Here is a 26,963-nt window from a genome sequence, read left to right on the forward strand (position 1 = left end):
GCGGTGCCTGTTGATCTTTCGCGAGCAGGCTCGCTCCTACAGAGGTCGAGAGCACCATGAGCGAATTAGATCCTGGCCGCCGACGTGTCATGCAAGCGCTCGGTGCCGGTTTGTTACTGCCGGGCCTGGCACCGGCGGTGATCGCATCGGTCAAGGATCGACCCCAACTCACCGACGGCGTGCAGTCCGGCGACCTGCTGGGCGATAAAGCGATCGTCTGGAGCCGCTGCGATCGCCCCGCACGCATGGTGGTGGAATGGGACACCCGCAGCCTCTTTTCCAATCCCCGGCGATTCGTTTCGGCCCTGGCCGACGCCCGCACCGACTTTACGGCGCGGGTCGAACTCAGTGGGCTACCTGCCGATCAGGCGATTTTCTACCGTGTGCACTTTGAAGACGCCCAGAGCGGCGTCGCCAGCGAACCGTGGTTCGGCCACCTGCGTAGCGTGCCCCAGACCCGGCGCGATATTCGTTTCGTCTGGAGCGGCGACACGGCCGGTCAAGGCTTCGGGATCAACCCGGACATCGGCGGTATGCGCATCTACGAAGCCATGCGCCTGCGCCTGCCGGACTTCTTTATCCACAGCGGCGACACCATCTACGCCGACGGCCCCATACCCGCGCAACTCGCCACCGAGAGCGGCCGGGTGTGGCGCAACATCACCAGCGAGGCGAAGAGCAAGGTCGCCGAAACCCTCGACGACTACCGTGGCAATTATCGCTACAACCTGATGGACGAAAACGTCCGCCGCTTCAACGCCGAAGTCCCGCAAATCTGGCAATGGGATGACCACGAAGTCGTCAACAACTGGTCACCGGGCACCGTGCTGGATGTGCGCTACACCTACGAAGATATCCACAGCCTGGTGAGTCGTGGGCGCCGGGCATGGCTTGAATATGCGCCGATGCGCTGGCAGACCGCCGAGGGGGGCAAACGGATTTATCGTCAACTCGATTACGGGCCATTGCTCACTGTGTTCGTGCTCGACATGCGCAGTTATCGCGGGGCCAACGACGCCAATCTTGGCGACGCCAAGGCGTTTCTCGGACGTGAGCAACTGGACTGGCTGAAGGCTTCGTTGAAGGCGTCCAATGCCCAATGGAAAGTCATCGCCGCCGACATGTCGATTGGCCTTGGCGCACCGGATGGCGAGGTCAGTCCTGGCGTGACGCGCTGGGAAGCAGTGGCCAACGGTGACGCCGGACCGGCCCAGGGGAGGGAGCTGGAAATTGCCGAGTTACTGGGTTTTCTGCGGGGGCAGCAGGTACGCAATTTTGTCTGGCTGACGGCGGATGTGCACTACTGCGCGGCGCATCACTATCACCCGGACCGAGCGGCGTTCCAGGACTTTGAGCCCTTCTGGGAGTTTGTCGCCGGTCCGCTGAATGCCGGGAGCTTTGGCCCGGACACGCTGGACAAGACCTTCGGCCCTGAAGTGGTGTTCGAGAAAGCGCCACCTGCGCAAAACATCTCGCCGTTTGCCGGATTTCAGTTTTTTGGTGAGGTGAACATTGACGGGCAAAGCGGGGCGTTGAGTGTGGTGTTGCGGGACCTGGATGGGGGGGCGGTGTTTGAGCAGACGTTGCAACCAGTCTAGTTCCGCACGTTGATCGTTCCCACGCAGAGCGTGGGAACGATCAGGCCGTAGTGTCAGTAAACGTCGCGGCGGTAGCGGCCTTGTTCGATCAGGCGCTCGACTTCGGCACTGCCGAGCACATCGTTGAGCACTTGATCGACGCCGGACGCCATCCCCTGAAGGCTGCCGCAAATGTAGATCACCGCACCGTCCGCCAGCCATTTCTTCAGCTCTTCGGCCGATTCGCGCAAGCGATCCTGCACGTAGATCTTCTCGGCTTGATCGCGCGAGAATGCCAGGTCCAGGCGCTCCAGATCGCCGGCAATCAACCACTCTTGCAGTTCATCGCGACACAGGAAGTCGTGCTCGCGATTACGCTCGCCGAACAACAACCACTGGCGTTGCTGGCCATCGGCAATCCGCGCCTTGAGCAAACTGCGCAGCCCGGCCAATCCGGTGCCGTTGCCCAGCAGGATCATCGGCACCGGTTCATTGGGCAGGTGGAAACCGCTGTTGCGGCGCACCCGCAGGCTGATGCTGCCGCCCACTGGTGCGTGCTCGGTGAGCCAGCCGGAGCCGACCCCCAGGCTGCCATCGGGGTGCAGTTCCTGGCGTACGATCAATTCCAGGATGCCGTCGGCGGCTATCGAGGCGATGGAATACTCGCGCATGGCCAATGGCACAAGGGCATCCACCAATGCCTGCGCATGCAGGCCGACCAAATGGCTGCGGTTCGCGGGCAGCTGCCGAGCGGCGAGGGCTTGCTCCAGCGGTTGCGACAAACCATCGTGGGTAATCGTCGCGCGACCGTCGATCCCCAGTCCTTCGAGGAAGTGCTCGATGGCCCACGGGCAATTGCGCGGCAACACCTCCACCAGGTCGCCGGCCAGCCAGCTGCTGGTGGTCGGCGCGTTGAGGCCGAGCAAATAGACAGGCGAACCGCTGCTGTCCGGGTTGAGCAGCTCCCGGCGAGTCAGGGTCCAGTTGTCGTAACGCGGTGCCTGCCAGGTGTCGACCGGCGCCTGGCCGGTCAACAGGCCCAGTTGCTGCTGCCAGTGACGCAAGGCATAGGGGTCGCCGCTGTCGACTTCCACCGGCGCGAACAAGGTCTTGCCGCCGTGCTCGCCGAGCCATTTGTGCAGGCGCTGGGCGAATCCGCAGAAGTGTTGATACTGCCGGTCGCCGAGTCCCAGCACGGCATAGTTCAGGCTATCGAGGCTCAACGCCCGGCCCAGCACCTTGCGTTCGAAACCCCGGGCGCTGTCTGGCGCTTCGCCGTCACCGAAGGTGCTGACCACAAACAGCGCGTTTTTCGAAGCATGCAGGTCCTGCTCGCTGACATCCGCCAGCGGCTGCACCTTCACCGGCAGGCCCGCCGCCTGCAACTGGCCAGCGGTCTGCCAGGCCAGTTGCTCGGCAAAGCCACTCTGGCTGGCAAAACCGATGAGCCAGGCCGGGGTGTTGCTGCCGGGTTGCGCCAGGCCTTTGCGGGCGTCCTTGATCTGGCGTTTCTTGCGTCGACGATCAAGGTACAGCAGCCAGCCGGTGACGAAGAACAGCGGCATGGTCAGGGCCGTGAGCGTCAGGATGATGCGCCCGACGATGCCGAAGTAGCTGCCCACGTGCAGCGCATAGATGCTGGTCAGCAGTTGCGCGTTGAGGCTCTTGTCGCTGTAGCGGTCATGCCGTTTGATCGCGCCGGTCACCGGGTCGAGGGTGATCTGGTTCAGCGCACGGTCGTGGGGCGAGTTTTTCAACAGGTAGAAAACGGTTGCCGGTTGCCCGGCCACGGGCGGCATGCGGGTGTTGTAGAAGCTCAGGTCGGGACCGGCAGCGCTGTAGATGCTGCTCCACATTGCCGAGTAATCGGCCACCGGAGCAGGGCCACTTGGCGCAGGGCCACGGCCGCCGCGTACACGTTCGTTCTGCGGCGAATCGGAGAGCAGGCGAGTCAGGCCCTTGTTGTACCACTCGTAGGACCAGGACAAGCCGGTCAGCGCGGCCAGGAGGTAAAACACCAGGCACCAGGTGCCGGCAATCGAGTGCAGGTCCCAATTGAAGCTGCGACCTTTTTTCTTCCAGTCGAGGGTCAGCCAGGCGCGCCAGCTTTTCCACTGGCGAGGCCAGCGCAGGTACAGGCCGGACAGGCAGAAGAACACCAGGATCAGGGTGCAGGCGCCCGTGATCTGCCGGCCGGTATCGCCCATGGCGAGGAAGCGGTGCAGTTGCAGCATCAGGCCGAAGAAGCCTTGGCCGCTGGCGTCGCCCAGGAGTTCACCGGTGTACGGGTCGACGTAACGCATGGGGCCGCGACGCTCGCCCGCTGGCGGGGTGAAGAACACTTTGGCGGCAACGTCGCTGTCGATGCCGACCGAGAGCATCGCGACTTTCATGCGCGTCGACGCTTCGATCTTTTCCACCAGATCGGCGGGTGGCAGCACGCCGGCGACCTGTTTCTGGACCTGCAGCACGGAAGGGTTCAGCGCATACAGGATTTCATCCTGAAACGAGACCGCCGCACCGGTGATGCCCATCAGGGCCAGGACCAGTCCGGCGCTGATGCCAAAAAACCAGTGCAACTGGAACAGGGTTTTCTTCAACACGTCGCTCGCCTTGTTCGTTCAAAAGTAATCATCACGGCGCGCATTATGCCGTGGGTTGTCGAGAAACATTCCCTTTACACACAAAAGCCCCGTTCACCTGGATGAACGGGGCTTGGGTTTCACACTTCCATCAGAAGTGGAAGTTGGTGCTCAGCAAGGCAGTCCGGCCCGCCGCCTGGTTGGCGAAGTGGGTGGAGAACGCCTTGTCGTAGTAGGTGACGTCGGTCAGGTTCTGCACGTTCAGCTGCAGGTCGATGTTCTTGGTCAGCTTGTAGGCGGCCATGGCGTCGTAGCGCACATAGTCATTGACCATGGTGGTGTTGGCCACGCTGCCGAACACGTCATCGACATAGAACGCACCGCCACCGATGGTCAGCTTCGGCGTGACCTGGTAGGTCGTCCACAGGCTGGCGCTGTTTTTCGGGGTGTTAGGCAGTTCGTTGCCGTCGGTCACGCTGAGCGGGCCGCCATCGACTTGTTCGCTGTCCATGTAGGCGTAGCCGGCGAAGACTTGCCATTTGTCGGTGAGCTTGCCGGTGGCCGAGAGCTCGACGCCCTGAACGCGGGTCTTGCCGGCGTTTTCGTACGAGGTGGTATCCACTTGAACGCGCGCGTTGTCTTTCTCGGTGCGGAAGATATCGGCAGTCAGCGACAGGCGATCGTTCAGCAGGTCCCACTTGGTACCGATTTCGTAGTTCTTGGTGGTTTCCGGCTCCATGTCGCTTTTCAACAGGTTGCCGTTGCGATCCGGGGTGCCGCCCAGCGGGTTGCCTTCCTGCCCTTCACCGAGGGTGTTGCCCGGAGGTGTGGCGGAAGTCGCGTAGGACGCATAGATGCTGCCGTTTTCCGCCGGCTTGTAGACCACGCCGAACTGGCCGGTGACGAACTCGCTGACATCATCGCCCTTGGAGGTGGTGGTGCCGGCGGCGTTGTAGGTCTTGTAGTCAGTGTCGAAATGGTCGTAGCGCAGGCCCATGTTCACCAGCCACTGCTCGGACAACTCCAGGGTGTCGAACACATACAGTGCGTAGGTGTTGGCCTTGGTGTCGGTGCCGGCGTAGTTGCGGCTGATCGAACCGTTCCATGGATCGTTCGGGTTCGGGTTCGACAGCGAGGTGCAGTTGTAGCCACTTGGTGCGCCGACGATTGCCGGGTTGCAGGTGGTGGTGACTGGGGTGGTACCCGGAGTAGTGTCGGTATTGACGGTGTACGAGGACTTCTGGCTTTCCTCGCGGCTCAACTCGATACCGGTCGAGAAGCTGTTCTTGAAGCCGGCGATGTAGACATCACCAAACAGGTCGGTCTGGTTGGTCGTCGTATCGGTGTTGCTGACGCGGGTGTTGGCCCGACGCCACACGGTACCGTTGTTGACGTTGCCCTTGCTGTCGTCCGGCTGGGTCAGGATGTAGTCCTGCATGCTGCTGCCGTGGCGCAGGGTGTTCTTGACGGTCAGCGCGTCGTTCAGGTCGTGCTCGATGGCGATGGTCGCGGTGTCGGTACGGCCTTTGCGGAAGTCACGATCGGTCAGGCCGTAGAAGTTGCTGCTGTCGCCGCCGGCGTAAGGCTTGTCCGGGTTGGACTTGGTACGGTCGGCAGTTTTACCCGAAGCTGGAACTGTGTACGGAATACCCGAATCCGGAGTGTCGTTGCTTTCCAGGTGGTAGTAGTCAAGGTTGACGCGGGTGTCGGTGCCCAGGCCGAAGGCCAGCGATGGCGCGACGCCCCAGCGATCGTAATCGACGCTTTCGCGGCCGGCGACATTGCTTTCGTGGCTCATCAGGTTCAGACGACCGGCAGCGGTGTCGGAGAACTGGTAGTTGCCGTCCATGGTGTAGCGCTGGGTCTGGTCCGAACCCCAGGTAAAGCCACCGTCGAAGGAGTCGCCCAGGTGCGCTTTCTTGCTCACCAGGTTGATGCTGCCGCCGGCAGCGCCGCGACCGCCAATGGCCGAGTTGGGGCCCTTGCTGACTTCGATCGACTCAACGGCGAAGATTTCGCGGCTCTGCGAACCGGTATCGCGCACGCCGTCCAGGTAGGTATCGCCTTGGGCATCGAAACCGCGGATGAACGGACGGTCGCCCTGTGGGTTGCCGCCTTCACCGGCACCGAAGGTGATGCCCGGGACGGTACGCAGCGCGTCCTGCATGTTCAGGGCGCCGGTGTCCTTGAGGACTTGTTGCGGGATGACGGTGATCGAGCGCGGCGTATCTACCAACGGCGCGGTGTACTTGGGCGAGGAGGCTTTTTCGACGTTGTAGGAGGTCGCGTCCTGGGCTTCGCCGGTGATCGCGGTAGCGCCCAGGGAAATCGTGTTGCCCGGCGCTTTCTCGTCGGCTTTTTCAGCGGCGAAAACCATTTGGCCCGCAGAGCCGGCAGTGATTGCCACGCCAATTGCGCAAGTGAGCAGACGCGGTGAACTGACCGGTAGTTGTGGGTGTTGACGTGACATTTTTTATTCCCCTCCCCAAGGATTTGAGGCGGCGGAATATAGGGTAAACACGTATTTGTATCAATTGCGAAAAATTACTATTCGCACTGAATTTACAATCTTTACAATTTAACCTTACGGTTTTTACTGTTTCGTTCGTCTAGCGGGTTTTACACGAGCAATAAGAATCAATACCATTGGCACCCCTTTGCTTTCTGGTGCTTGCCCCATGCTGCTGCACATTCCCGGCTTGTTCGAAAAAGAAGAAGTGCAGCGCATTCGCGAGGCTCTGCAACAGGCCGATTGGGCCGATGGCAAGATCACCGCCGGTTACCAGTCGGCCAAGGCCAAGCACAATCTGCAGTTGCCCGAAGGTCACCCGCTGGCCAAGGAGATCGGCGCGGCCATGCTGGAGCGGTTGTGGAAAAATCCGCAGTTCATGTCGGCGGCGTTACCGCACAAGGTGTTTCCTCCGTTGCTGAACTGCTACACGGCCGGCGGCAGTTTCGACTTCCACATCGACAACGCCGTGCGTCAGCCCAAGGGCAGTATCGAACGGGTGCGCACCGATCTGTCGGCCACGCTGTTCTTCAGTGAACCCGAGGATTACGACGGCGGCGAACTGGAAATCCAGGACACCTACGGCACCCAACGCGTGAAGTTGCCGGCTGGCGACATGGTGCTGTACCCCGGCACCAGCCTGCACAAGGTCAACGCCGTCACCCGTGGTACGCGCTACGCCTCGTTTTTCTGGACCCAGAGCCTGGTGCGCGAAGACAGCCAGCGTGCGCTGTTGTTCGAGATGGACGGAGCGATCCGGCAGTTGACCCAGGATGTGCCCGATCACCCTTCGCTGATTCGACTGACCGGTACCTATCACAACCTGTTGCGTCGTTGGGTCGAAGTATGAGTTTTCAATTGCGCCGCGAGGAAGTGCTCGACGGTGAACGCCTCAAGTCCATGCTCGATGAAAGCCCGGCGCGTGCTGCCCAGGCGATTCTGATGGCGGCCCGTGAAGGGGTTGTCGATGCCCAGGCGTTGCTCGGGCAGATCCTGCTGGACGGGCGAGGGATCGCACAGGATCAGCCGCTGGCGCTGCGCTGGTTCGGGATTGCCGCCCAAAGTGGACATCTGATGGCGCGTAACATGCTCGGACGTTGTCATGAGCATGGCTGGGGGTGTGCTGCGAATACTTCAGTCGCCGCCAGGCATTACAAAGTTGCAGCTGATGCTGGATTGGATTGGGCGATGTACAACTACGCCAATCTGCTGGCGACCGGGCGTGGGGTGGCCGAGGATCAGGTCCAGGCACTGAATCTATATCAGCGTGCTGCCGAGCTTGGCCATGCGAAATCGATGAACCTGCTGGGGCGCTATCTGGAAGAGGGGCGCGCTTGCCCGGCAGATCCCCAAGCGGCTCGGGACTGGTATCGGCGCTCGGCAGAGGGAGGGGATTTTCGTGGGCAGTTCAGTTTTGCGGCGGTGTTGGCCGCAGAGGGGAGCATCGACACGGCATTGGGCTGGCTACGCAAGGCATTGGCCAAAGGCAATCTGAACTTTCTTCGGGTGGCGAGCCAGGCGCTCATGGGCGCAACCGAGCCCCGGATTCGCGCAATGGCCGACGACTACGCCAAACGTTGCGCCGAACTGTAGGCACACCTGAAGACAGATCGTTCCCACGCAGAGCGTGGGAACGATCAGGCACAAAAAAGCCCATGACTCGTCATGGGCTTTTTGCTTTCAGCGTATAGCGCTTACACGTAGAACGATTTCAACGGCGGGAAGCCATTGAACTCGACTGCGCTGTAGCTGGTGGTGTACGCACCGGTCGACAGCCAGTACAGGCGATCACCGATGGCCAGGTTCAGTGGCAGGCCGTACTTGTAGTTTTCGTACATGATGTCGGCGCTGTCGCAGGTTGGGCCGGCGATGACGACTTCTTCCATCTCGCCTTTCTTTTCGGTCCAGATCGGGAACTTGATGGCTTCGTCCATGGTTTCGATCAGGCCGGAGAACTTGCCCACGTCCGTGTACACCCAACGCTCGACCGCGGTACGGGATTTACGGGCGACCAGCACGACTTCACTGACCAGGATGCCGGCGTTGGCGATCAGCGAACGGCCCGGCTCAAGGATGATTTCCGGCAGGTCGTCACCGAAGTCTTCCTTGAGGAAGCGGATGATTTCTTCGGCGTAGGTTTCCAGGCTGTTGGTGCGGGTGATGTAGTTGGCGGGGAAGCCACCGCCCATGTTGATCAGCTTCAATACGATGCCGTCTTCTTCCTTCAGGCGTTCGAAGATCACCTTGACCTTGGCGATCGCGGCGTCCCAGACGCTGATGTCGCGCTGCTGCGAACCTACGTGGAAGGAGATGCCGTACGGCACCAGGCCCAGGTCACGGGCAAGGATCAGCAAGTCCATGGCCATGTCGGTCTGGCAGCCGAATTTGCGCGACAAAGGCCAGTCGGCGGTGGTCGAGCCTTCGGTCAGGATGCGTACGTAGACTTTCGCGCCCGGTGCGGCCTTGGCAATGTTGCGCAGGTCGGCTTCGGAGTCGGTGGCATACAGGCGCACGCCCTTCTCGTAGAAGTAGCGGATGTCCTTGGATTTCTTGATGGTGTTGCCGTAGCTGATCCGGTCGGCGCTGACGCCGCGGCTCAGTACTTTGTCCAGCTCGTAGATCGAGGCGATGTCGAAGCTCGAGCCTTTCTCCTTGAGCAGGTCGATGATTTCCACGGCCGGGTTGGCCTTGACGGCGTAGTAGACCTTGGCGAATTCGAAACCGGCGCGCAGGTCGTCATAGGCCTGGCTGATCATCGCGGTGTCGATCACCACGAACGGGGTTTCTTGCTTGTCGGCGAACGCCTTCATTTTCTGAAAGGTATCGCGCGCGAAATAGTCTTCGACCTGGATCGACATGCTGGGAACTCCTACTGGCAAACTGAAATTATCAATGGGTGCAAATGAACGTCCTCCGTATCCCCACTTTGGTTCGCCTACTTCCCAAGGCATGTCGCCGAAAGCAAAAAGGCCATGGGAAGCGCTGCTTTCCCTTGGCCTTGCTGTCTCGTCGTCAGTACTTGAGCCGGATGGATCGTTTCCAGCATGGACGTTCGGCGCGAACTTTAGGGCGTGAGGGGCTTGAGATCAACAAAAAATGTCGCGTTTTTGCACGCATCCGTCGTGCGGTCCCTTACAACTACTGATGTAACGGACCTGTGTGACGGTGTGATGTTCCCCTTGGAGGGATATTTGAGGTGTGTCAGCGGGAATTGAGGTGCCCCATTCGCGGGCAAGCCTCGCTCCTACAGATTGGGGGGTGCGTTATTGTTTGCACGACACCGAATCCGTAGGAGCGAGGCTTGCCCGCGAAGGCGTCAGTCAGGCCAGCGCTACCTCGGCAGGCGAAACAATGCTGGTCTTGCCCCCACGGGACTTGCCGGAACTCAGATACTCGGCAATCGATTCCTGCGTCACTTCCCCAAGGAACACCCGCTCGGCATCCATCACCGGCAACCACGACCGGTTGAACTCGTACATCCGCGACAACAGGATGCGCAAATGCTCGTCATACGCCGCCGTGGCGTTGAACTCCCGCAGGTACTGCCCGCAAGTGCCGGCCTGACGGTGCAGGTCGCGACGGCGCACATAACCCAGGGCCTTGTTATCGGCGCAGGTGACCACCACGTAGCGTCGGTCATGCTCATCCATCAACTCCAGCGCATCGGCCACCGAGGTTTCCGGACTGACGGACGGTGCGTTGTCAGCTGCGTCTTCGGCTTTAACCAGAAGTAAGCGTTTAAGCGTGCTGTCCTGGCCAACGAAGTTGCTGACGAAGTCGTCCGCCGGGTGCGCCAGCAGGGTATCCGGGTGGTCGATCTGCAGCAGTTTGCCAGCGCGGAAAATTGCGATCTTGTCGCCGAGCTTGATGGCTTCATCAATGTCGTGGCTGACCATGATCACCGTCTTGTTCAGCGCCCGCTGCATCTCGAAAAACTCGTTCTGGATCATCTCGCGGTTGATCGGGTCGACCGCGCCGAACGGTTCGTCCATCAACAACAGCGGTGCATCGGCGGCCAGCGCGCGAATCACGCCGATACGCTGTTGCTGGCCACCGGACAGTTCCCGAGGGTAGCGATGCAGGTATTGCTTGGGTTCGAGCTTGATCATGCTCATCAACTCGCGGGCGCGGTCGTGGCACTTCTGCTTGTCCCAGCCCAGGAGTTTAGGCACCACCACGATGTTCTCTTCGATGGTCATGTTGGGGAACAGGCCGATCTGCTGGATCACATAACCGATGTTGCGGCGCAGGGTCACGGCGTCGAGACCGGTGGTGTCTTCGCCATTGATCAGGATCTTGCCCGAGGTCGGTTTGATCAGGCGGTTGATCATTTTCAGCGTGGTGCTTTTGCCACAGCCCGAAGGCCCGAGGAACACGCAAATCTCGCCTTCATTGACGGTCAGGCTTACCGAGTCCACGGCTTTCACGTCTTTGCCGTTGCTTTGGAAGGTCTTGCTGAGGTTTTGAAGTTCGATCATTTGAGCAGTCCTTTTGGAGTCAGCGAGCGTTGCAGCCATTGCAGAAGCAGGTCGGCGAAGATGGCCAGCAGGCTGACCAGCACGGCGCCGACGATCAGCATCGACATGTCGCTGCGGCTGATGGAAGCGAGGATGAGTACACCGAGGCCACCGGCGCCGATGGTGGCGGCAATGGTCATGACACCGATGTTCATGACCACGGCGGTGCGTACGCCGGCGAGGATCACCGGCACGGCGATCGGCAGTTCGACCATGCGCAGGCGCTGGCCGAAGGTCATGCCGATGCCGCGCGCGGCTTCGCGGATGCCCGGTTCGACGTTGGTCAGGGCCAGGTAGGTGTTACGCATGATCGGCAGCAGCGAGTAGAGAAATACCGCGGTGATCGCCGGCATCGGCCCCAGGCCCTGGCCGAACTTCGAGTAGAACGGCAGCAGCAGGCCAAACAGCGCGATCGACGGCACGGTCAGCAGCACCGTGGCGCTGGCTTGCAGGGGGCCGGCGAGACTGGGGAAGCGCGTCATCAGCACGCCCAGCGGCACGCCAACCACAATCGCCAGGGTCACGGCGATGCCGACCAGGGTGATGTGTTGCCCGGTCAGCTGCAGCACCTGCTGCCAGTCGAGATGGGAAAAGGCGTTGAACAATTCCATGAGTCTTGCTCCTTCAGTTCAATGGGTGTTGGCGCAGGAAATCCGCGGCAACGGCTGAAGGACTCTGGTGCTCGACATCGACCCGCGCGTTGAGCTCGCGCATGGTGTTGTCGTCGAACAGTTCAGCCAGTGGCTTGAGCTGTTCGGCCAGTTGCGGATGCGCATCGAGGTAGGCCTGGCGAACCACGGGCGCTGCGGTGTAGTCGGGGAAGTAATGCCTGTCGTCTTCCAGCAACTTGAGCTTGAAGGCGTTCAAGCGACCGTCGGTGGTGTAGACCAGACCGGCAAACACCTGGCCGTTGCGCAGGGCGGTGTAGACCAGGCCTGCGTCCATCTGCCGGATGTTCTTGCGGGTCAGGTTCATGTCGTACAGCTGCACCATGCCGTCGAGCCCGTCCGAGCGATTGGCGAACTCGGTGTCGAGCGCTATCAGATTGTTGGTCCTGTCTTCCTGGCGCAGCACCTTGTTCAGCTCGCTGATGGTGTTGATTTGGGGGTACCGGTCGGCGACGTTCTTGGGCAGGGCCAGGGCATAGGTGTTGCTGAATTTCGACGGCGTCAGCCAGACCAGGCCTTTTTTCCCATCGAGTTCTTTCACCCGGGCGTAGGACTGTTGGCTGTCGAGTTTTTCGCTGACATGGTTGTAGGCCACCAGCGACACGCCGGTGTATTCCCAGAGCATGTCCAGTTGCCCGCTTTCGTGGGCGCTGCGGGCCAGATTGCTGCCCAGGCCGCCGGTCACTTGTACCTCATAACCCTTGGTGCGCAGGTACTGGGAGGTGATTTCCGCCAGCAGCGTCTGTTCGGTGAACACCCGGGCGCCGATGCGGATCAACGGTTTTTCCGCGGCTTGGGCAAATCCTGCGCACAGCAGGACGCAGCCTAGTAAAAAGCTTGATGTCTTCATGATGATTCCTTTGCCGAGGCTTAAGACGGGCGCAAACCGCGTTCGAGCCAGAGACGGCTGGCGAGTGTCACCAGTGCGTCGAGCAACAAGGCCAGCAGGGCGGTGCAGGCCGCGCCCAGCAGCAGTTGCGGCTGGTTGTTCAGGGCGATGCCGGGGAAGATCAGGCTGCCCAGGCTGTTGGCGCCGATCAGGAACGCCAGCGGCGCCGTCCCGACGTTGATCGCCAATGCCACGCGCACGCCGCCGATGATGATCGGCATGGCGTTCGGCAGTTCGACCCGCCACAGCACTTGAGACGGGGTCATGCCAATGCCGACGGCCGCTTCCTTGAGCGAACCCTGGACGTTTTTCAGGCCTTCGTAGGTGTTGCGCACGATTGGCAACAACGAGGCGAGGAACAAGGCGAAGATCGCGGGACCGCTGCCGATGCCGAGCACGCCCAGGGCGATGGCCAGCACGGCCAGAGGCGGCACCGTGTTGCCGATGTTGAAGATCTGCATGAAGCGTTCGGCGCGTCCAACCATGGTCGGGCGGCTGAGGAAGATGCCGGCAGGAATGCCCACGACAAGGGCGGCCAGCATGGAAGCGAGGACGAGAATCAGATGAGCTTGCAGGTAAAACAACAAATCGTCGCGGTAGTGTTCGATCGTGTTGATGCCGATCCAGTGGACCAGCAGGGCCAGAAGGGCGATTACCAGCGCGCCTCCTATCAGCCCTTTGCCATAGCGAATAGCCACAGGCGGACTCCTTTTTTTTCCGTCGGCGAACGCAATTCCGTGTGGCATGCCATGCCTGGCTGCCGGAAAACGTTCGCGAGAAGCAGCTCGTCAGATGCTGGTAAAACAGCATGCAAACGAACCATGAGCACAGCCTCGTCAGGCTGAATAGCGGGTGTTTCAGGCCCCCGACGAGTGGTCGTTACGGGGGAGTGGACGTCTCCGTGCTTTAAAAGGTTCCCATCTGAGGCAGCATTTGGCCACCCCTAATGTGCTCAACGGTTCGGTTATTGAATCAACTTGGGCTATAATCTGCGCCCTTTTTTGAATCACCTGCCAGGCGATTTCCCATGACCAAACAGGCCGCCGAAGTCGCGAAACGCCGCACTTTCGCCATTATTTCCCACCCCGATGCCGGTAAGACCACCATCACCGAGAAGCTCTTGCTGATGGGCAAGGCGATCGCGGTGGCCGGTACGGTGAAATCCCGTAAATCCGATCGCCATGCCACCTCCGACTGGATGGAAATGGAAAAACAACGGGGTATTTCCATTACCACGTCGGTCATGCAGTTCCCGTATCGCGAGCACATGATCAACCTGCTCGACACCCCGGGCCACGAAGACTTCTCCGAAGACACCTACCGCACCTTGACAGCGGTGGACTCGGCCTTGATGGTCCTCGACGGCGGTAAAGGTGTAGAGCCACGGACCATCGCGCTGATGGACGTCTGCCGCCTGCGTGACACGCCGATCGTCAGCTTCATCAACAAACTCGACCGTGACATTCGCGATCCGATCGAACTGCTCGACGAGATCGAAGCGGTCCTCAAGATCAAGGCGGCGCCGATCACCTGGCCGATTGGCTGCTACCGTGACTTCAAGGGCGTTTACCACCTCGCCGACGACTACATCATCGTCTACACCGCCGGTCACGGTCACGAACGCACCGAAACCAAGATCATCGAGAAACTCGATTCCGATGAAGCCCGCGCCCACCTGGGTGACGAGTACGAGCGTTTCATCGAGCAGCTGGAACTGGTGCAGGGTGCCTGCCACGAGTTCAACCAGCAGGAATTCCTCGACGGCCAGTTGACCCCGGTATTCTTCGGTACCGCACTGGGCAACTTCGGCGTCGATCACGTGCTCGATGCGGTGGTCGACTGGGCGCCGCGCCCGCTGGCACGCGTAGCCAACGAGCGCACCGTGGAGCCGGTGGAAGAGAAGTTCTCAGGCTTCATCTTCAAGATCCAGGCAAACATGGACCCGAAACACCGCGACCGTATCGCCTTCATGCGCATCTGCTCCGGCAAGTACGAAAAAGGCATGAAGATGCGCCACGTGCGCACCGGCAAGGACGTGCGGATCGGCGATGCGCTGACCTTCTTCTCCTCCGAGCGCGAGCAGCTGGAAGAAGCGTTTGCCGGCGACATCATCGGCCTGCACAACCATGGCACCATCCAGATCGGCGACACCTTCACCGAAGGCGAAGTCCTGGGCTTCACCGGCATCCCGCACTTCGCCCCGGAACTGTTCCGCCGCGTACGCCTGCGTGATCCGTTGAAATCCAAGCAACTGCGCCAGGGCCTGCAACAACTGGCCGAAGAAGGCGCGACCCAGGTGTTCTTCCCCGAGCGCAGCAACGACATCATCCTCGGTGCCGTCGGTGTGCTGCAGTTCGACGTGGTCGCCAGCCGCCTGAAAGAGGAATACAAGGTCGAGTGCTCCTACGAGCCGATCACCGTGTATTCCGCGCGCTGGATCGAATGCAGCGACAAGAAGAAGCTTGAGGAATTCTCCAACAAGGCCGTGGAAAACCTGGCACTGGACGGCGGCGGTCACCTGACCTACCTCGCGCCGACCCGGGTCAACCTGGCACTGATGGAAGAGCGCTGGCCGGACGTGAAATTCCGCGCGACGCGTGAGCATCACTAAGCGTTGAGTTGCAAATCCAAAGCCCCGACGCGAAAGCCTCGGGGCTTTTTTTGGGTCTGCGATTATCCCTGTGGGAGTGAGCTTGCTCGCGATGGCGGTCTGTCATTCAGCAAAGATGTTGCCTGTGAGTCAGTCATCGCGAGCAAGCTCGCTCCCACATAGGGCGTCGGTGTTAATCGGTTTGGATATATTCCTTATTCAAAACCAATCTCTACATCTGCGGCATTTCGGTCTCATCGTTAGCGTCCTATCTGGAGAACCGGGCTGATCGGAACTAAATTTTAGTGAGGCTAGTCAGGCACAGATGTTTCACCTGCGAAAGGATGGATTCGACTATGAACAGGTTGCTACGCGTTGTGTTGCTGTTGAAGGTTTTGCTGATGCTGGCCCTCGGTAGTTCGGCGGTCTGGGCCGAGTGTGAGGATCACGAAAGCCAGGCGTCTAGCGGGCAGGGAACCCACGGTGATCTGATGATTGCCAAGTCCGAATCGGAACCGGGCGACAAGGGGCAGGGCGGTAGTGCGGGTGACGATGACTCGACCACCGATGAACCGGACTCCGATGAGGAAGGTGATAGCCAGACGTAAAGCACGGACAAAATAAAACCCCTTCTCTCCCGATTAGTACGCAATCGAAATAGAAGGGGTTGGATGAACGAGCAATATCCCTGTGGGAGCGGGCTTGCTCGCGAAGGCGTCATGTCAGTCACTGTCTTTGTCGACTGATAGAGCGCCTTCGCGAGCAAGCCCGCTCCCACATTTTTATGCCGGGCCGTGCACGAATTGCTCGGCGTAGTGGCAAGCCACCTGCCGGTTATCGAGAGGGCGCAGGGCCGGCTCTTCGGTTTTGCAGCGCTCGGTCGCATACGGGCAGCGCTTGTGGAAAGCGCAGCCAGGCGGCGGGTTCAGCGGGTTGGGCAATTCGCCGACGATCTTGATTTTCGGCTTGTTGGGGTCCGGGTGAATGGTCGGGGTGGCCGACAGGAGCGCCTGGGTGTAGGGGTGCAGCGGGCGCTCGTAGATGTCGTTCTTCGGACCGATTTCCACCGGGCGGCCGAGGTACATCACCATCACGTCATCGGCGACGTGTTGCACCACCGCCAGGTTGTGGGAGATGAACACGTAGGCGGTGTTGAACTCCTGCTGCAAATCCATGAACAGGTTCAGCACCTGCGCCTGGATCGATACGTCCAGTGCCGAGGTCGGTTCGTCCGCGACCAGCACTTTCGGTTGCAGCATCATCGCGCGAGCCAGGGCGATCCGTTGGCGCTGGCCGCCGGAGAACATGTGTGGATAGCGCTGGTAATGCTCAGGGCGCAAACCTACCTGCTTCATCATCGCCTGGACTTTTTCGCGACGTTCGGTGGCCGACAGGTTGGTGTTGATCAACAGCGGTTCAGCCAGCTGGTCACCGATTTTCTGCCGGGGGTTCAGCGAGGCGTACGGGCTCTGGAACACCATCTGCACGTCTTTGCGCAGTTGCTTGCGCTGGGCCTTGTCGGCGCCGGCGACTTCCTGCCCGGCGATTTTCAGGGAGCCGGAGGACGGCTCTTCGATCAGGGTCAGGGCACGGGCCAGGGTGGATTTTCCGCAGCCCGACTCACCCACGACGGCGAGGGTCTTGCCGGCTTCCAGTTCGAACGACACGCCGTTGAGGGCGCGAACGGTGGCGTGACCCTTGAACAGGCCACGGGACACTTCGTAGTGACGGGTCAGGTCGCGGGCGGTAAGTACGACGGCCATTACGCCACCTCCTGGTTCAGCGGGTAGAAGCAGCGGGCGAGGCTGTGGCTTTTCGGATCAAGGGCTGGACGCTGCACGCGGCAGTTTTCCTGCACGTAGGGGCAGCGCGGCGACAGCAGGCAGCCCTGCGGACGGTCGTAGCGACCCGGGACGATGCCCGGCAGGGTCGACAGGCGCGAGGCGCCCAGGCTGTGTTCCGGAATCGCCTTGAGCAGCGCTTCGCTGTACGGGTGTGCCGGGATGTCGAACAGTTGCGGCACCTGGCCGACTTCGACCGCTTGCCCTGCGTACATCACGCACACGCGCTGGGCGGTTTCGGCCACCACGGCGAGGTCGTGGGTGATCAGCACCAGGCCCATGTTCTGTTCTTTCTGCAACGCCAGCAGCAGGTCCATGATCTGCGCCTGGATCGTTACGTCGAGGGCAGTGGTCGGTTCGTCGGCGATCAGCAGTTTCGGTTCGCCGGCAATCGCCATGGCGATCGCGACACGCTGGCTCATACCACCGGACAGTTGGTGCGGGTAGGCGTCCATACGGCTGGCGGCGCCCGGGATTTCCACTTTTTCCAAGAGTTCGATGGCGCGTTTGCGCGCTTGCTTGCCGGACATTTTCAAGTGCAGGCGCAGCACTTCCTCGATCTGGAAACCGACGGTGTAGCTCGGGTTCAGCGCGGTCATCGGATCCTGGAAGACCATGGACAGGTCTTTACCGACGATTTGCCGACGCTGGCGATTGTTGAGCTTGAGCATGTCCTTGCCGTCAAAGCTGAGCGAGTCGGCGGTGACGATGCCTGGATGTTCGATCAGGCCCATCAGCGCCATCATGGTCACGGATTTACCCGAACCCGACTCGCCAACGATGGCCAGCACTTCGCCCTTGTCGACTTTCAGGTCGAGGCCATCGACCACGGGCGTAGCGTTCTTGTCGCCGAAGCGAACGTTGAGATTCTTGATTTCTAGCAGTGACATGGGAATCTCCTCAGGCGGCGTTCTTGAGTTTCGGGTCCAGCGCGTCGCGCAGGCCGTCACCCATCAAGTTGATTGCCAGCACGCTGAGCAAAATGGTCAAACCAGGCAGACTGACTACCCACCAGGCGCGTTCGATGTAGTCGCGGGCCGAGGCCAGCATGGTGCCCCACTCAGGGGTTGGCGGTTGTACGCCAAGGCCGAGGAAGCCCAGGGCGGCGGCATCGAGAATCGCCGAGGAAAAGCTCAGGGTGGCCTGTACGATCAACGGTGCCATGCAGTTGGGCAGCACGGTGACGAACATCAGGCGCGGCAGGCCGGCACCAGCCAGGCGCGCGGCGGTTACGTAGTCGCGGTTCAGCTCGCCCATGACCGCAGCGCGGGTCAGGCGCACATAGGACGGCAGGGACACCACGGCGATGGCGATCACGGTGTTGATCAGGCCAGGGCCGAGGATGGCGACGATCGCCACGGCCAGCAGCAGGGACGGCAGGGCCAGCATGATGTCCATCAGGCGCATGATGGTCGGGCCGACGGCTTTGGGGAAGAAACCGGCGAGCAGGCCCAGCAGGATCCCCGGGATCAGCGACATCACCACCGACGACAAACCGATCAGCAGCGACAGGCGCGAGCCCTGGATCAGGCGCGACAGCAGGTCGCGACCCAGTTCATCGGTACCCAGCAGGAACTGGATCTGCCCACCTTCCAGCCAGGCTGGCGGGGTGAGCAGGAAGTCGCGGTACTGCTCGCTCGGGTCATGGGGCGCAACCCACGGGGCGAAGATGGCGCAGAAAATCACCAGCAGCATGAACATCAGGCCGGCAACGGCACCTTTGTTCTTGGAAAACGCTTGCCAGAATTCTTTGTACGGCGACGGGTACAGCAGGCTTTGATCCACGGCGGAAGTGGCGGTGGCTACTGAGGATGTTGGAGTGCTCATGGGTATTGACCTCAGCGCTGATGACGGATGCGTGGGTTGGCAAAGCCGTAGAGGATGTCCACTACGAAGTTGACCAGAATCACCAGGCAGGCGATTAACAGGATGCCGTTTTGCACGACCGGGTAGTCCCGGGCGCCAATGGCTTCGATCAGCCATTTGCCGATGCCCGGCCAGGAGAAGATGGTTTCGGTCAGGACCGCACCGGCCAGCAGAGTGCCGACTTGCAGGCCGACCACGGTCAATACCGGAATCAGCGCGTTGCGCAGGCCGTGCACGAACACCACGCGCGACGGCGACAGGCCCTTGGCCTTGGCGGTACGGATGTAGTCTTCACGCAGCACTTCGAGCATCGACGAACGGGTCATCCGCGCGATCACCGCCAGCGGAATGGTGCCGAGCACGATGGCCGGCAGGATCAGGTGGTGCAGCGCATCGAGGAACGCGCCGACGTCATCGGCCAGCAGCGTATCGATCAGCATGAAGCCGGTGCGCGGCTCGATGTCATAGAGCAGGTCGATCCGCCCGGAGACCGGGGTCCAGCCCAGGGAGACCGAGAAGAACATGATCAGGATCAGGCCCCACCAGAAGATCGGCATCGAGTATCCCGCGAGGGAGATGCCCATCACTCCATGGTCGAACAGGGACCCTCGCTTGAGTGCCGCGATCACCCCGGCCAGCAGGCCCAGGATACCGGCGAACAACAGGGCGGCCATGGACAGTTCCAGGGTCGCGGGGAATAGGGAGGTGAACTCGTTCCAGACGCTTTCACGGGTACGCAGGGATTCCCCGAGATCGCCGTGGGCCAGTTTACCGATGTAATCCAGGTACTGGGCATACAGGGGTTTGTTCAGACCAAGGCGTTCCATTGCCTGAGCGTGCATTTCCGGGTCGACTCTGCGTTCGCCCATCATGACTTCCACGGGGTCGCCAGGGATCATGCGAATCAACGCGAACGTCAGCAAGGTGATGCCGAAGAACGTGGGGATCAGTAACCCCAGTCGGCGGGCAATAAAACTAAACATCGTAAGGTGTACCTCATCAGCCGGTTAGGCGTGCCCGGCATGCCTGGGTCAGGGATGCCGGGAGTTTCTTATCTACTTCACCTGGGTGGTGGCGAAGTTATTGGTGGTGAGCGGGCTAATTTGGTAGCCCTCTACGTTGTTGCGCATTGCTGTGAACATTCTAGTGTGCGCCAGGCTGATCCATGGCTGGTCCTGGTTAAAGATAACCTGTGCCTGTTCGTACAGCGCTGCACGCTCGGCCGGGTCGGTTTTTTCCCGGGCCTGGTCAAGCAGGGCCTGGAATTTTTCATTGCACCAGCGAGCGTAGTTTTCGCCGTTCTTCGCCGCCTCGCAACTGAGCATAGGCGTCAAGAAGTTATCCGGGTCGCCGTTATCGCCCGCCCATCCGGCGGAAACCATATCGTGCTCGCCGTTTTTCGCGCGCTTGAGCATTTCGCCCCACTCCATGACGCGGATGTCGATCTTGATCCCGACCTTGGCCAGGTCGGCCTGCATCATCTGCGCGCCGAGCATCGGGTTGGGGTTGGTCGCACCACCGCCGTTGCGGGTGAACAGGGTGAACACGGTACCTTCCGGTACGCCGGCTTCCTTGAGCAGGGCGCGGGCCTTGTCCAGATCGCGGGTCGGGTTCTTCAGGTCGTGGTTGTAGCCCAGCAGGGTGTCCGGGAACGGATTGACCGCAGCGGTGGCATTGCCTTTGCCGAACAGCGCGTTGACGGCCGCTTCCTTGTCGAAGGCGATGTCGATGGCTTTACGTACGCGCACGTCACTCAGGTATTTGTGCTGGGTGTTGATGGCGATGTACGCGACGGTCATCGCGTTCAGTTCATCGACCTTCAGCTTGGTGTCTTTCTTGATGCTCGGGATGTCATCCGGCTTCGGATACAGCGCGACCTGGCATTCGTTGGCCTTGAGCTTCTGCAGGCGCACGTTGTTGTCGGTGGCGATGGCCAGGATCAGCGAATCAGCCGGCGGCTTGCCACGGAAATAGTCCGGGTTGGCCTTGAAGCGAACCTGGGCGTCCTTGTTGTAACGCTGGAAGACAAACGGACCGGTGCCGATCGGCTTGTTGTTCAGGTCGCCAGTCTTGTTGGCCTTGAGCAGCTGGTCGGCGTATTCGGCAGGGTAGATCGAGGAGAACGCCATGGCGATGTCAGCCAAAAACGGCGCTTCGCGGCGGGTCAGGGTGAACTTGACCGTGTTGTCGTCGACTTTTTCGACGTTTTTCAGCAGTTCCTTGAAGCCCATGCTTTCAAAGTACGGGAAGCCCACGCTCGACAGTTTGTGCCATGGGTGGTTCGGGTCCAGCTGACGCTGGAAGCTCCAGACCACGTCGTCGGCATTCATGTCGCGGGTCGGCTTGAAGTATTCAGTGGTGTGAAACTTGACGCCTTTGCGCAGGTGGAATGTGTAGGTCAGACCGTCTTCGCTAATGGCCCAGGATTCGGCCAGTGCCGGAATCACATCAGTGGTGCCGGGCTTGAAGTCCGCCAGGCGATTGAAGATGGTTTCGGCCACCGCGTCGGCTGTGACTGCAGTTGTGTACTGGACCATGTCGAAGCCTTCGGGGCTGGCTTCGGTGCAGACCACCAGCGGCTTGGCCGATACACCCACCGCGACACTCAGCAAGGCGGCCGCGATGGCCGCACGTAGGGGAAGCATTTTCATCAAGAACCCTCTGCAATCGGTTAAAGGACAAAAGCCGAACGGCTGACTCTTCGTGGAATCAGCCGTTTGGCCGGTGCATTACAGAATGTTGAACGGAACGGTGGTCACAAGACGGAACTCGTTGATGCTGCCATCCAGCTGGTTTTCACTGGCACGGTGCGCGGTGTAGGTCGCGCGTACGGTCGTTGCCTTGAGCGGACCGCTCTGTACGGCGTAGGAAGCACCGATGCCGTATTCGTAGTGATGTTCGCCGTCCATCGTCAGCACGCTGTCGTAGGCGCCGCCTTTGTAATGCGTACCGTCAATACCCCAGCCGCGAGCCTGGTAGATATTGAACTTCAGGCCTGGTACACCGTATTCGGCCATGTTCAGGCCGTAGGCGATCTGGAAGGACTTCTCGTTCGGGCTGTTGAAGTCCGACAGCAGGGAGTTGGCCAGGTAGATGCCGTTGGTTTCGTGCAGGTAGTCGAAGTACTCGTTACCGTTCACTTCCTGGTAGGAGAACGTCAGGCTGTGGGCCTGATGAGTCAGCCCGAACGACAGGGAGTAGGTGTCGTTGTCAATCTGGCCCAGTTTCGCTTTACCTTCGTCGACGGTCTTGTAGTAGTTCAGGCCAGTAGTCAGGCTCAATACCGAACTGTCACCCAACACGTGAGTGGCGCCGAAATAGTACTGGTTCCACATGTCTTCGGCCTGGGTACCCCACAGGCTGGTGGTCAGGCTGGCGAGTGGCTGGTAAGTAATACCAGCGGTGTACACGTGATCGATTTCGATAATCTCGTCAGCGTATTCGGAGCGGAATTTACGCTGGCTTTCTTCGGTGCGTGGCGAGTTGCGGTCGAACGTGGCCAAGTCAAACGTCAGGTTTTCCAGTTCTTCGCTGTGCAGGCTTACGCCCTGAAAGCTGGAAGGCAGGGCACGGTTGCCGATTACATCGACCATCGGGCTGCTGAAGTTTTGACGACCAGCAGTCAATGTGGTGTTCGAGAAGCGTGCCTTGACGTTAGCCAGGCCCAGTTTGCTCCACTGGCCAACTGCATCGCCGCCATCGTGGGTCAGGGTACGGTTGTTACCCGCCTTGACGCGGCCTGGTTCTGGAGCGCCGCCGTTACCGGACGCCAGGTCCTTGCGATCCTGGTCCAGGGCGATGGCGTTGTAGACCGCGGCCTCGGTGCTGAAGCCAACTGTGCCTTCGGTGAAGCCCGAGTTGTACTTGAAGATGGTGCCCTGAACCCAGTTGATACGGCGATCCGTATCGAGCAGTACGCCGTCTTTTTTGTATTTGAAGTGCGCGCCACGCTTCAGCTGTTCGTTGGCGTACCAGTTACGGGTCGTGCCGGTGATCGACTGGCCTTCGACGAAACCCGTGGCTTCACTTTGAGCACTTTTCTCTTTCACGGTAACCGGGGTGAACGCCTGGCTCTGGCTTTCAGCGTAAGCCGTGGCGGTTACGCTGCTGATGGCCAGGGCCAGTATCGCGGTGCTGCTCAGTTTCATGGGTGAAGCTCCTTACTTTCTATTATTAATGCCGGCCTTTTTTGGTGGTTCGGCTATTTGCTTTGGAACTCTTGCACGCATCGCAAACGTTTGCTGGATGCCGGATTGGCGAATTACGGCAATACGCTTGCGTGAGGGCGCAATGCGCCCCCAGCGTTTTCAGCTACACGGTTTTATTTTTCGATGCTGACACCCGAGAAAACGTTGCGACCGAAAGGGCTGACCTTGAACCCTTCGATTTTGGCGCTCAATGGCTGGTTGACCGTCGAGTGGGCGACCGGCGTGATCGGTACCTGCTGCTTGAGGTATTGCTGCGCCTGTTTGTAGAGCACGGTGCGCTGGTCGCGGTCGGTCACGACCTTGGCCTGCTTGATCAGCTTGTCGTAAGCCGGATCACACCACATGGAGTAGTTGTTGCCACCGATGGCATCGCAGCTGTACAGGGTGCCGAGCCAGTTGTCCGGGTCACCGTTGTCACCGGTCCAGCCGATCAGGCTGATGTCGTGCTCACCGTTCTTGGTGCGCTTGATGTACTCGCCCCATTCATAGCTGACGATCTTGACCTTGAGGCCGATCTTCGCCCAGTCAGCCTGGAGCATTTCGGCCATCAATTTGGCGTTGGGGTTGTAGGGGCGCTGTACGGGCATGGCCCACAGGGTGATTTCGGTGCCTTCTTTCACGCCGGCAGCCTTGAGCAGTTCCTTGGCTTTTTCCGGGTTGTAGGCGGCGTCCTTGATGGTGTCATCGTAGGACCATTGGGTCGGCGGCATGGCGTTGACCGCCAGTTGCCCAGCGCCCTGGTAAACGGCGTTGAGAATGCCTTGCTTGTTCACCGCCATGTCCAGCGCCTGACGCACTTCGAGCTGGTCGAATGGCTTGTGACGCACGTTATAGGCGATGTAGCCCAGGTTGAAACCGGGCTTTTCGATTAATTGCAGCGCAGGATCGTTCTTCAGCGCGGTCACGTCGGCGGGGCGCGGGTGCAGGGTGATCTGGCACTCATTGGCCTTGAGCTTCTGCACGCGCACCGAGGCGTCGGTGTTGATGGCGAAAATCAGGTTGTCGAGCTTGACCCGGCTCGGGTCCCAGTAATGCTTGTTGCCGGTGTAACGGATGTTCGAGTCTTTCTGGTAACTCTTGAACACGAACGGTCCGGTGCCGATGGGCTTCTGGTTGATGTCGCTCGGCTTGCCTTCGGCGAGCAGCTTGTCGGCGTACTCGGCGGAGAGAATCGCGGCAAAGCTCATGGCGATGTTCTGGATGAACGCGGCGTCGACGCTGTTTAGCGTCATGACCACGGTCAGCGGCCCGGTCTTTTCGACCTTGGCGATGTTCTTGTTCAGGCTCATCCCGTTGAAATACGGGAATTCGGTCGGGTAAGCCTTACGGAAAGGTTGTTGCGGGTCGAGCATGCGATTGAACGTGAACAGCACGTCATCGGCGTTGAAGTCGCGAGTCGGTGTGAAGTACTTGGTTGTATGAAACTTCACCCCCGGGCGCAGGTGAAAGGTGTATGCGAGGCCGTCCTCGGAAATATCCCAACTGGTGGCCAGGCCCGGTACGACATTGGTCGAGCCTTTTTCAAACTCTGCCAGGCGGTTATACAGCGGTTCGGCGGCGTCGTTATCGGTCGCGGTGGTGTACTGCGCGGTGTCGAAGCCGGCGGGGCTGCCTTCGGAGCAGAACACCAGGCTGTTGGAGGCGGCCTGGCTCATGGACGTGGCGGCCAAGAGGCCAGTGCCCAGCAATGCGGATAAAACCAAGGTATGGCGCATGACGCTCTCTCTTGTTCAGTGTTGTGACAATGAGCCTTCGTCCCGTGCGCAGACGGGGAGGCTTCACTGGTTTCCAGCCATGGCGTGCAGCAAAAAAAAACCGAGGACCCACGCATTAGCTGGTCAGATCCCGACGGTATGTACCGTGGGTCCGGCAGTAAATACGAAAAGTCCGAAAGACTTGTGGGAAAAGACGACGCGTCCTGGCGCTCTGCTGTAGTCAGCGGGCGATTTGGATGTAGGTAATTTCCTGCTTTCTCGGTAGGCAACGTAACGGCGACGTCATGAACGTCGCCGTTACCCAACCTTATTTGCTGACGCTGACGCCGTAGAAGGAGTTCAAGCCAAACGGGCTGATCTTGAAGTCCTGCACATTGGCGCGCATGGGTTGGAACACCGTCGAGTGAGCGATAGGTGTCATTGGCGTCTGATCTTTAAGGATGTGTTGCGCCTGCTTGTACAGTTCGGTGCGCTTGCCTTGATCCGAAGTGCGCTTGGCTTGCTTGACGATGTCGTCAAACGGCTTGTAGCACCACTTCGAGAAGTTGTTGCCTTCCAGCGAGTCGCAACCGAACAGCACGTTCAGCCAGTTGTCGGGATCACCATTGTCGCCGCTCCAGCCAATCAGCATCGCCTGGTTCTCGCCGCCTTTGGAGCGCTTGATGTACTCGCCCCACTCGTAGCTCTGGATCTTGACCTTGAGACCGACTTTCGCCCAGTCGGACTGCAGCATTTCTGCCATCAGCTTGGCGTTCGGGTTATACGGACGCTGTACCGGCATGGCCCAGAGAACGATTTCGGTGCCGTCTTTCACGCCAGCTTCCTTGAGCAGCTCTTTGGCTTTCTCAGGGTTGTACGGCGCATCCTTGATGGTGGTGTCGTAGGACCACTGGGTCGGCGGCATGGCGTTGACGGCCAGTTGGCCAGCGCCCTGGTACACGGAGTCGATGATCTGTTGCTTGTTGACCGCCATGTCCAGTGCCTGACGCACTTTCAGTTGGGCCAGCGGGTTTGGCTCGTTGCTGCCCTTGACCTTATCCATCACGTTGTAGGCGATGTAGCCCAGGTTGAAACCTGCCTGGTCAGGCAGCTTCAGGGTCTTGTCTTCGCGCAGCGCTTTCAGGTCGGCCGGACGAGGGAACAGGGTGACCTGGCACTCGTTCTTCTTCAGCTTTTGGATACGTACCGACGGGTCGGTGGTGATGGCGAAGATCAGGTTGTCGATCTTGACGTCGTCTGGCTTCCAGTAGTCCTTGTTCCCGGTGTAGCGGATGTTGGAATCTTTCTGGTAGCTCTTGAACACGAACGGACCAGTGCCGACCGGCTTCTGGTTGATGTCGGCAGCCTTGCCTTCTTTCAGCAGCTGGGCTGCGTATTCGGCGGACTGGATCGAAGCAAAGCTCATCGCCATGTTCTGGATGAACGCGGCATCAACGTCTTTGAGGGTGAACTTGACGGTTTTGTCGTCGACTTTATCGATCTTGGTGATGTTGGTGTCCATCCCCATGTCGGTGAAGTACGGGAATTCGGTCGGGTACGCTTTGCGGAACGGGTCATCCTTGTTAATCATGCGATTAAAGGTGAACAGCACGTCGTCGGCGTTGAACTCACGAGTCGGCTTGAAATACGGGGTGGTGTGGAACTTGACGCCTTCGCGCAGGTGGAAGGTGTAGGTCAGGCCGTCAGTGGAGACGTCCCAGCTGGTCGCCAGGCCAGGAATTACGGCGGTACCGCCGCGCTCGAACTGGGTCAGGCGGTTGAACATGGTTTCGGCAGAGGCGTCGAAGTCGGTTCCGGTGGTGTATTGACCTGGATCGAAACCGGCCGGGCTCCCTTCGGAGCAGAACACCAGGTTAGTCGCAGCTTGAGCGAACGGTGCACTAGCCAACAGGCTGGCGCCGACTAAAAACGGAATGACCGCGTGTTTAAGCATGGTGGCCTCATGATTTGTTGTCATTTTTTGATTTTGAGGACGACCTCGTGAGTCGTGCCTGCGGATAC

Annotated in this window: 20 protein-coding genes; 5 read left to right on the forward strand and 15 right to left on the reverse strand. The window is 60.0% G+C overall.

Annotation, left to right across the window (positions count from 1 at the left end):
* The first annotated feature begins 56 nt into the window (after positions 1-56).
* Positions 57-1,598 (forward strand): alkaline phosphatase D family protein, encoded by a 1,542-nt coding sequence (locus OH720_RS03675; protein WP_272604599.1) that lies wholly within the window; start codon positions 57-59, stop codon positions 1,596-1,598.
* 53 nt (positions 1,599-1,651) lie between these two features.
* On the opposite strand, the gene OH720_RS03680 is transcribed toward OH720_RS03675, so the two are convergent.
* Positions 1,652-4,180, reverse strand: coding sequence for a sulfite reductase flavoprotein subunit alpha (locus OH720_RS03680; protein ID WP_272604600.1), 2,529 nt, complete (start codon positions 4,178-4,180; stop codon positions 1,652-1,654).
* 130 nt (positions 4,181-4,310) lie between these two features.
* The gene (locus tag OH720_RS03685; RefSeq protein WP_272604601.1) at positions 4,311-6,629 is read right to left on the reverse strand and encodes a TonB-dependent receptor; all 2,319 of its coding nucleotides are present in this window, start codon (positions 6,627-6,629) and stop codon (positions 4,311-4,313) included.
* Between the two features lie 208 nt (positions 6,630-6,837).
* Between OH720_RS03685 and OH720_RS03690 the strand changes: the two genes are divergently transcribed.
* Together OH720_RS03690 and OH720_RS03695 are read left to right on the forward strand one after the other, a co-directional pair.
* A complete protein-coding gene (locus OH720_RS03690) occupies positions 6,838-7,518 on the forward strand; it encodes a Fe2+-dependent dioxygenase (protein ID WP_008057456.1) in 681 nt (226 codons plus the stop codon).
* A complete protein-coding gene (locus OH720_RS03695; RefSeq protein ID WP_272604602.1) occupies positions 7,515-8,261 on the forward strand; it encodes a tetratricopeptide repeat protein in 747 nt (248 codons plus the stop codon). Before OH720_RS03690 ends, OH720_RS03695 begins: the two co-directional genes overlap by 4 nt.
* Before the next feature lie 101 nt (positions 8,262-8,362).
* On the opposite strand, the gene OH720_RS03700 is transcribed toward OH720_RS03695, so the two are convergent.
* The 5 genes from OH720_RS03700 to OH720_RS03720 all read right to left on the reverse strand — a co-directional run bounded on the left by OH720_RS03700 (position 8,363) and on the right by OH720_RS03720 (position 13,440).
* Positions 8,363-9,526 carry a type III PLP-dependent enzyme gene (locus OH720_RS03700; protein WP_008057459.1) on the reverse strand — a complete coding sequence of 388 codons (1,164 nt, stop codon included), beginning with the start codon at positions 9,524-9,526 and terminating at the stop codon, positions 8,363-8,365.
* A 462-nt stretch (positions 9,527-9,988) separates the two neighbouring features.
* Positions 9,989-11,146 (reverse strand): osmoprotectant ABC transporter ATP-binding protein OsmV, encoded by a 1,158-nt coding sequence (locus OH720_RS03705; RefSeq protein ID WP_272604603.1) that lies wholly within the window; start codon positions 11,144-11,146, stop codon positions 9,989-9,991.
* Positions 11,143-11,796, reverse strand: coding sequence for an ABC transporter permease (locus tag OH720_RS03710; RefSeq protein WP_180204402.1), 654 nt, complete (start codon positions 11,794-11,796; stop codon positions 11,143-11,145). The genes OH720_RS03705 and OH720_RS03710 overlap by 4 nt, the downstream gene beginning before the upstream one ends.
* 13 nt (positions 11,797-11,809) lie before the next feature.
* A complete protein-coding gene (locus OH720_RS03715) occupies positions 11,810-12,703 on the reverse strand; it encodes a glycine betaine ABC transporter substrate-binding protein (RefSeq protein ID WP_272604604.1) in 894 nt (297 codons plus the stop codon).
* Positions 12,704-12,723: 20 nt separating this feature from the next.
* On the reverse strand, positions 12,724-13,440 hold the full coding sequence (locus OH720_RS03720; RefSeq protein ID WP_272604605.1) for an ABC transporter permease: 717 nt from the start codon (positions 13,438-13,440) through the stop codon (positions 12,724-12,726).
* Positions 13,441-13,769: 329 nt separating this feature from the next.
* Here OH720_RS03720 and OH720_RS03725 point away from each other — a divergent pair, with 329 nt between their 5' ends.
* Positions 13,770-15,353: a peptide chain release factor 3 gene (locus OH720_RS03725; RefSeq protein ID WP_008057464.1), complete on the forward strand. Its 1,584-nt coding sequence runs from the start codon at positions 13,770-13,772 to the stop codon at positions 15,351-15,353.
* A gap of 335 nt (positions 15,354-15,688) precedes the next feature.
* Positions 15,689-15,940 (forward strand): hypothetical protein, encoded by a 252-nt coding sequence (locus tag OH720_RS03730; protein WP_272604606.1) that lies wholly within the window; start codon positions 15,689-15,691, stop codon positions 15,938-15,940.
* A 174-nt stretch (positions 15,941-16,114) separates the two neighbouring features.
* On the opposite strand, the gene OH720_RS03735 is transcribed toward OH720_RS03730, so the two are convergent.
* The 8 genes from OH720_RS03735 to OH720_RS03770 all read right to left on the reverse strand — a co-directional run bounded on the left by OH720_RS03735 (position 16,115) and on the right by OH720_RS03770 (position 26,895).
* Complete coding sequence (locus OH720_RS03735) at positions 16,115-17,095, reverse strand: peptide ABC transporter ATP-binding protein (protein ID WP_272604607.1); 981 nt, start codon at positions 17,093-17,095, stop codon at positions 16,115-16,117.
* Positions 17,095-18,063 carry an ABC transporter ATP-binding protein gene (locus tag OH720_RS03740; protein ID WP_272604608.1) on the reverse strand — a complete coding sequence of 323 codons (969 nt, stop codon included), beginning with the start codon at positions 18,061-18,063 and terminating at the stop codon, positions 17,095-17,097. The genes OH720_RS03735 and OH720_RS03740 overlap by 1 nt, the downstream gene beginning before the upstream one ends.
* 10 nt (positions 18,064-18,073) lie before the next feature.
* On the reverse strand, positions 18,074-19,000 hold the full coding sequence (locus OH720_RS03745; protein WP_008057469.1) for an ABC transporter permease subunit: 927 nt from the start codon (positions 18,998-19,000) through the stop codon (positions 18,074-18,076).
* Positions 19,001-19,011: 11 nt separating this feature from the next.
* The gene (locus OH720_RS03750) at positions 19,012-20,022 is read right to left on the reverse strand and encodes an ABC transporter permease subunit (RefSeq protein WP_008057470.1); all 1,011 of its coding nucleotides are present in this window, start codon (positions 20,020-20,022) and stop codon (positions 19,012-19,014) included.
* 72 nt (positions 20,023-20,094) lie between these two features.
* On the reverse strand, positions 20,095-21,690 hold the full coding sequence (locus OH720_RS03755) for an ABC transporter substrate-binding protein (RefSeq protein WP_272604609.1): 1,596 nt from the start codon (positions 21,688-21,690) through the stop codon (positions 20,095-20,097).
* Between the two features lie 78 nt (positions 21,691-21,768).
* The gene (locus OH720_RS03760; protein WP_272604610.1) at positions 21,769-23,187 is read right to left on the reverse strand and encodes an OprD family porin; all 1,419 of its coding nucleotides are present in this window, start codon (positions 23,185-23,187) and stop codon (positions 21,769-21,771) included.
* 173 nt (positions 23,188-23,360) lie between these two features.
* Positions 23,361-24,962, reverse strand: coding sequence for an ABC transporter substrate-binding protein (locus OH720_RS03765; RefSeq protein WP_272604611.1), 1,602 nt, complete (start codon positions 24,960-24,962; stop codon positions 23,361-23,363).
* Positions 24,963-25,269: 307 nt separating this feature from the next.
* Complete coding sequence (locus tag OH720_RS03770) at positions 25,270-26,895, reverse strand: ABC transporter substrate-binding protein (RefSeq protein ID WP_272604612.1); 1,626 nt, start codon at positions 26,893-26,895, stop codon at positions 25,270-25,272.
* Positions 26,896-26,963: the final 68 nt, after the last annotated feature.

The organism is Pseudomonas sp. WJP1, assembly GCF_028471945.1.
Classification (GTDB): Bacteria; Pseudomonadota; Gammaproteobacteria; order Pseudomonadales; family Pseudomonadaceae; genus Aquipseudomonas.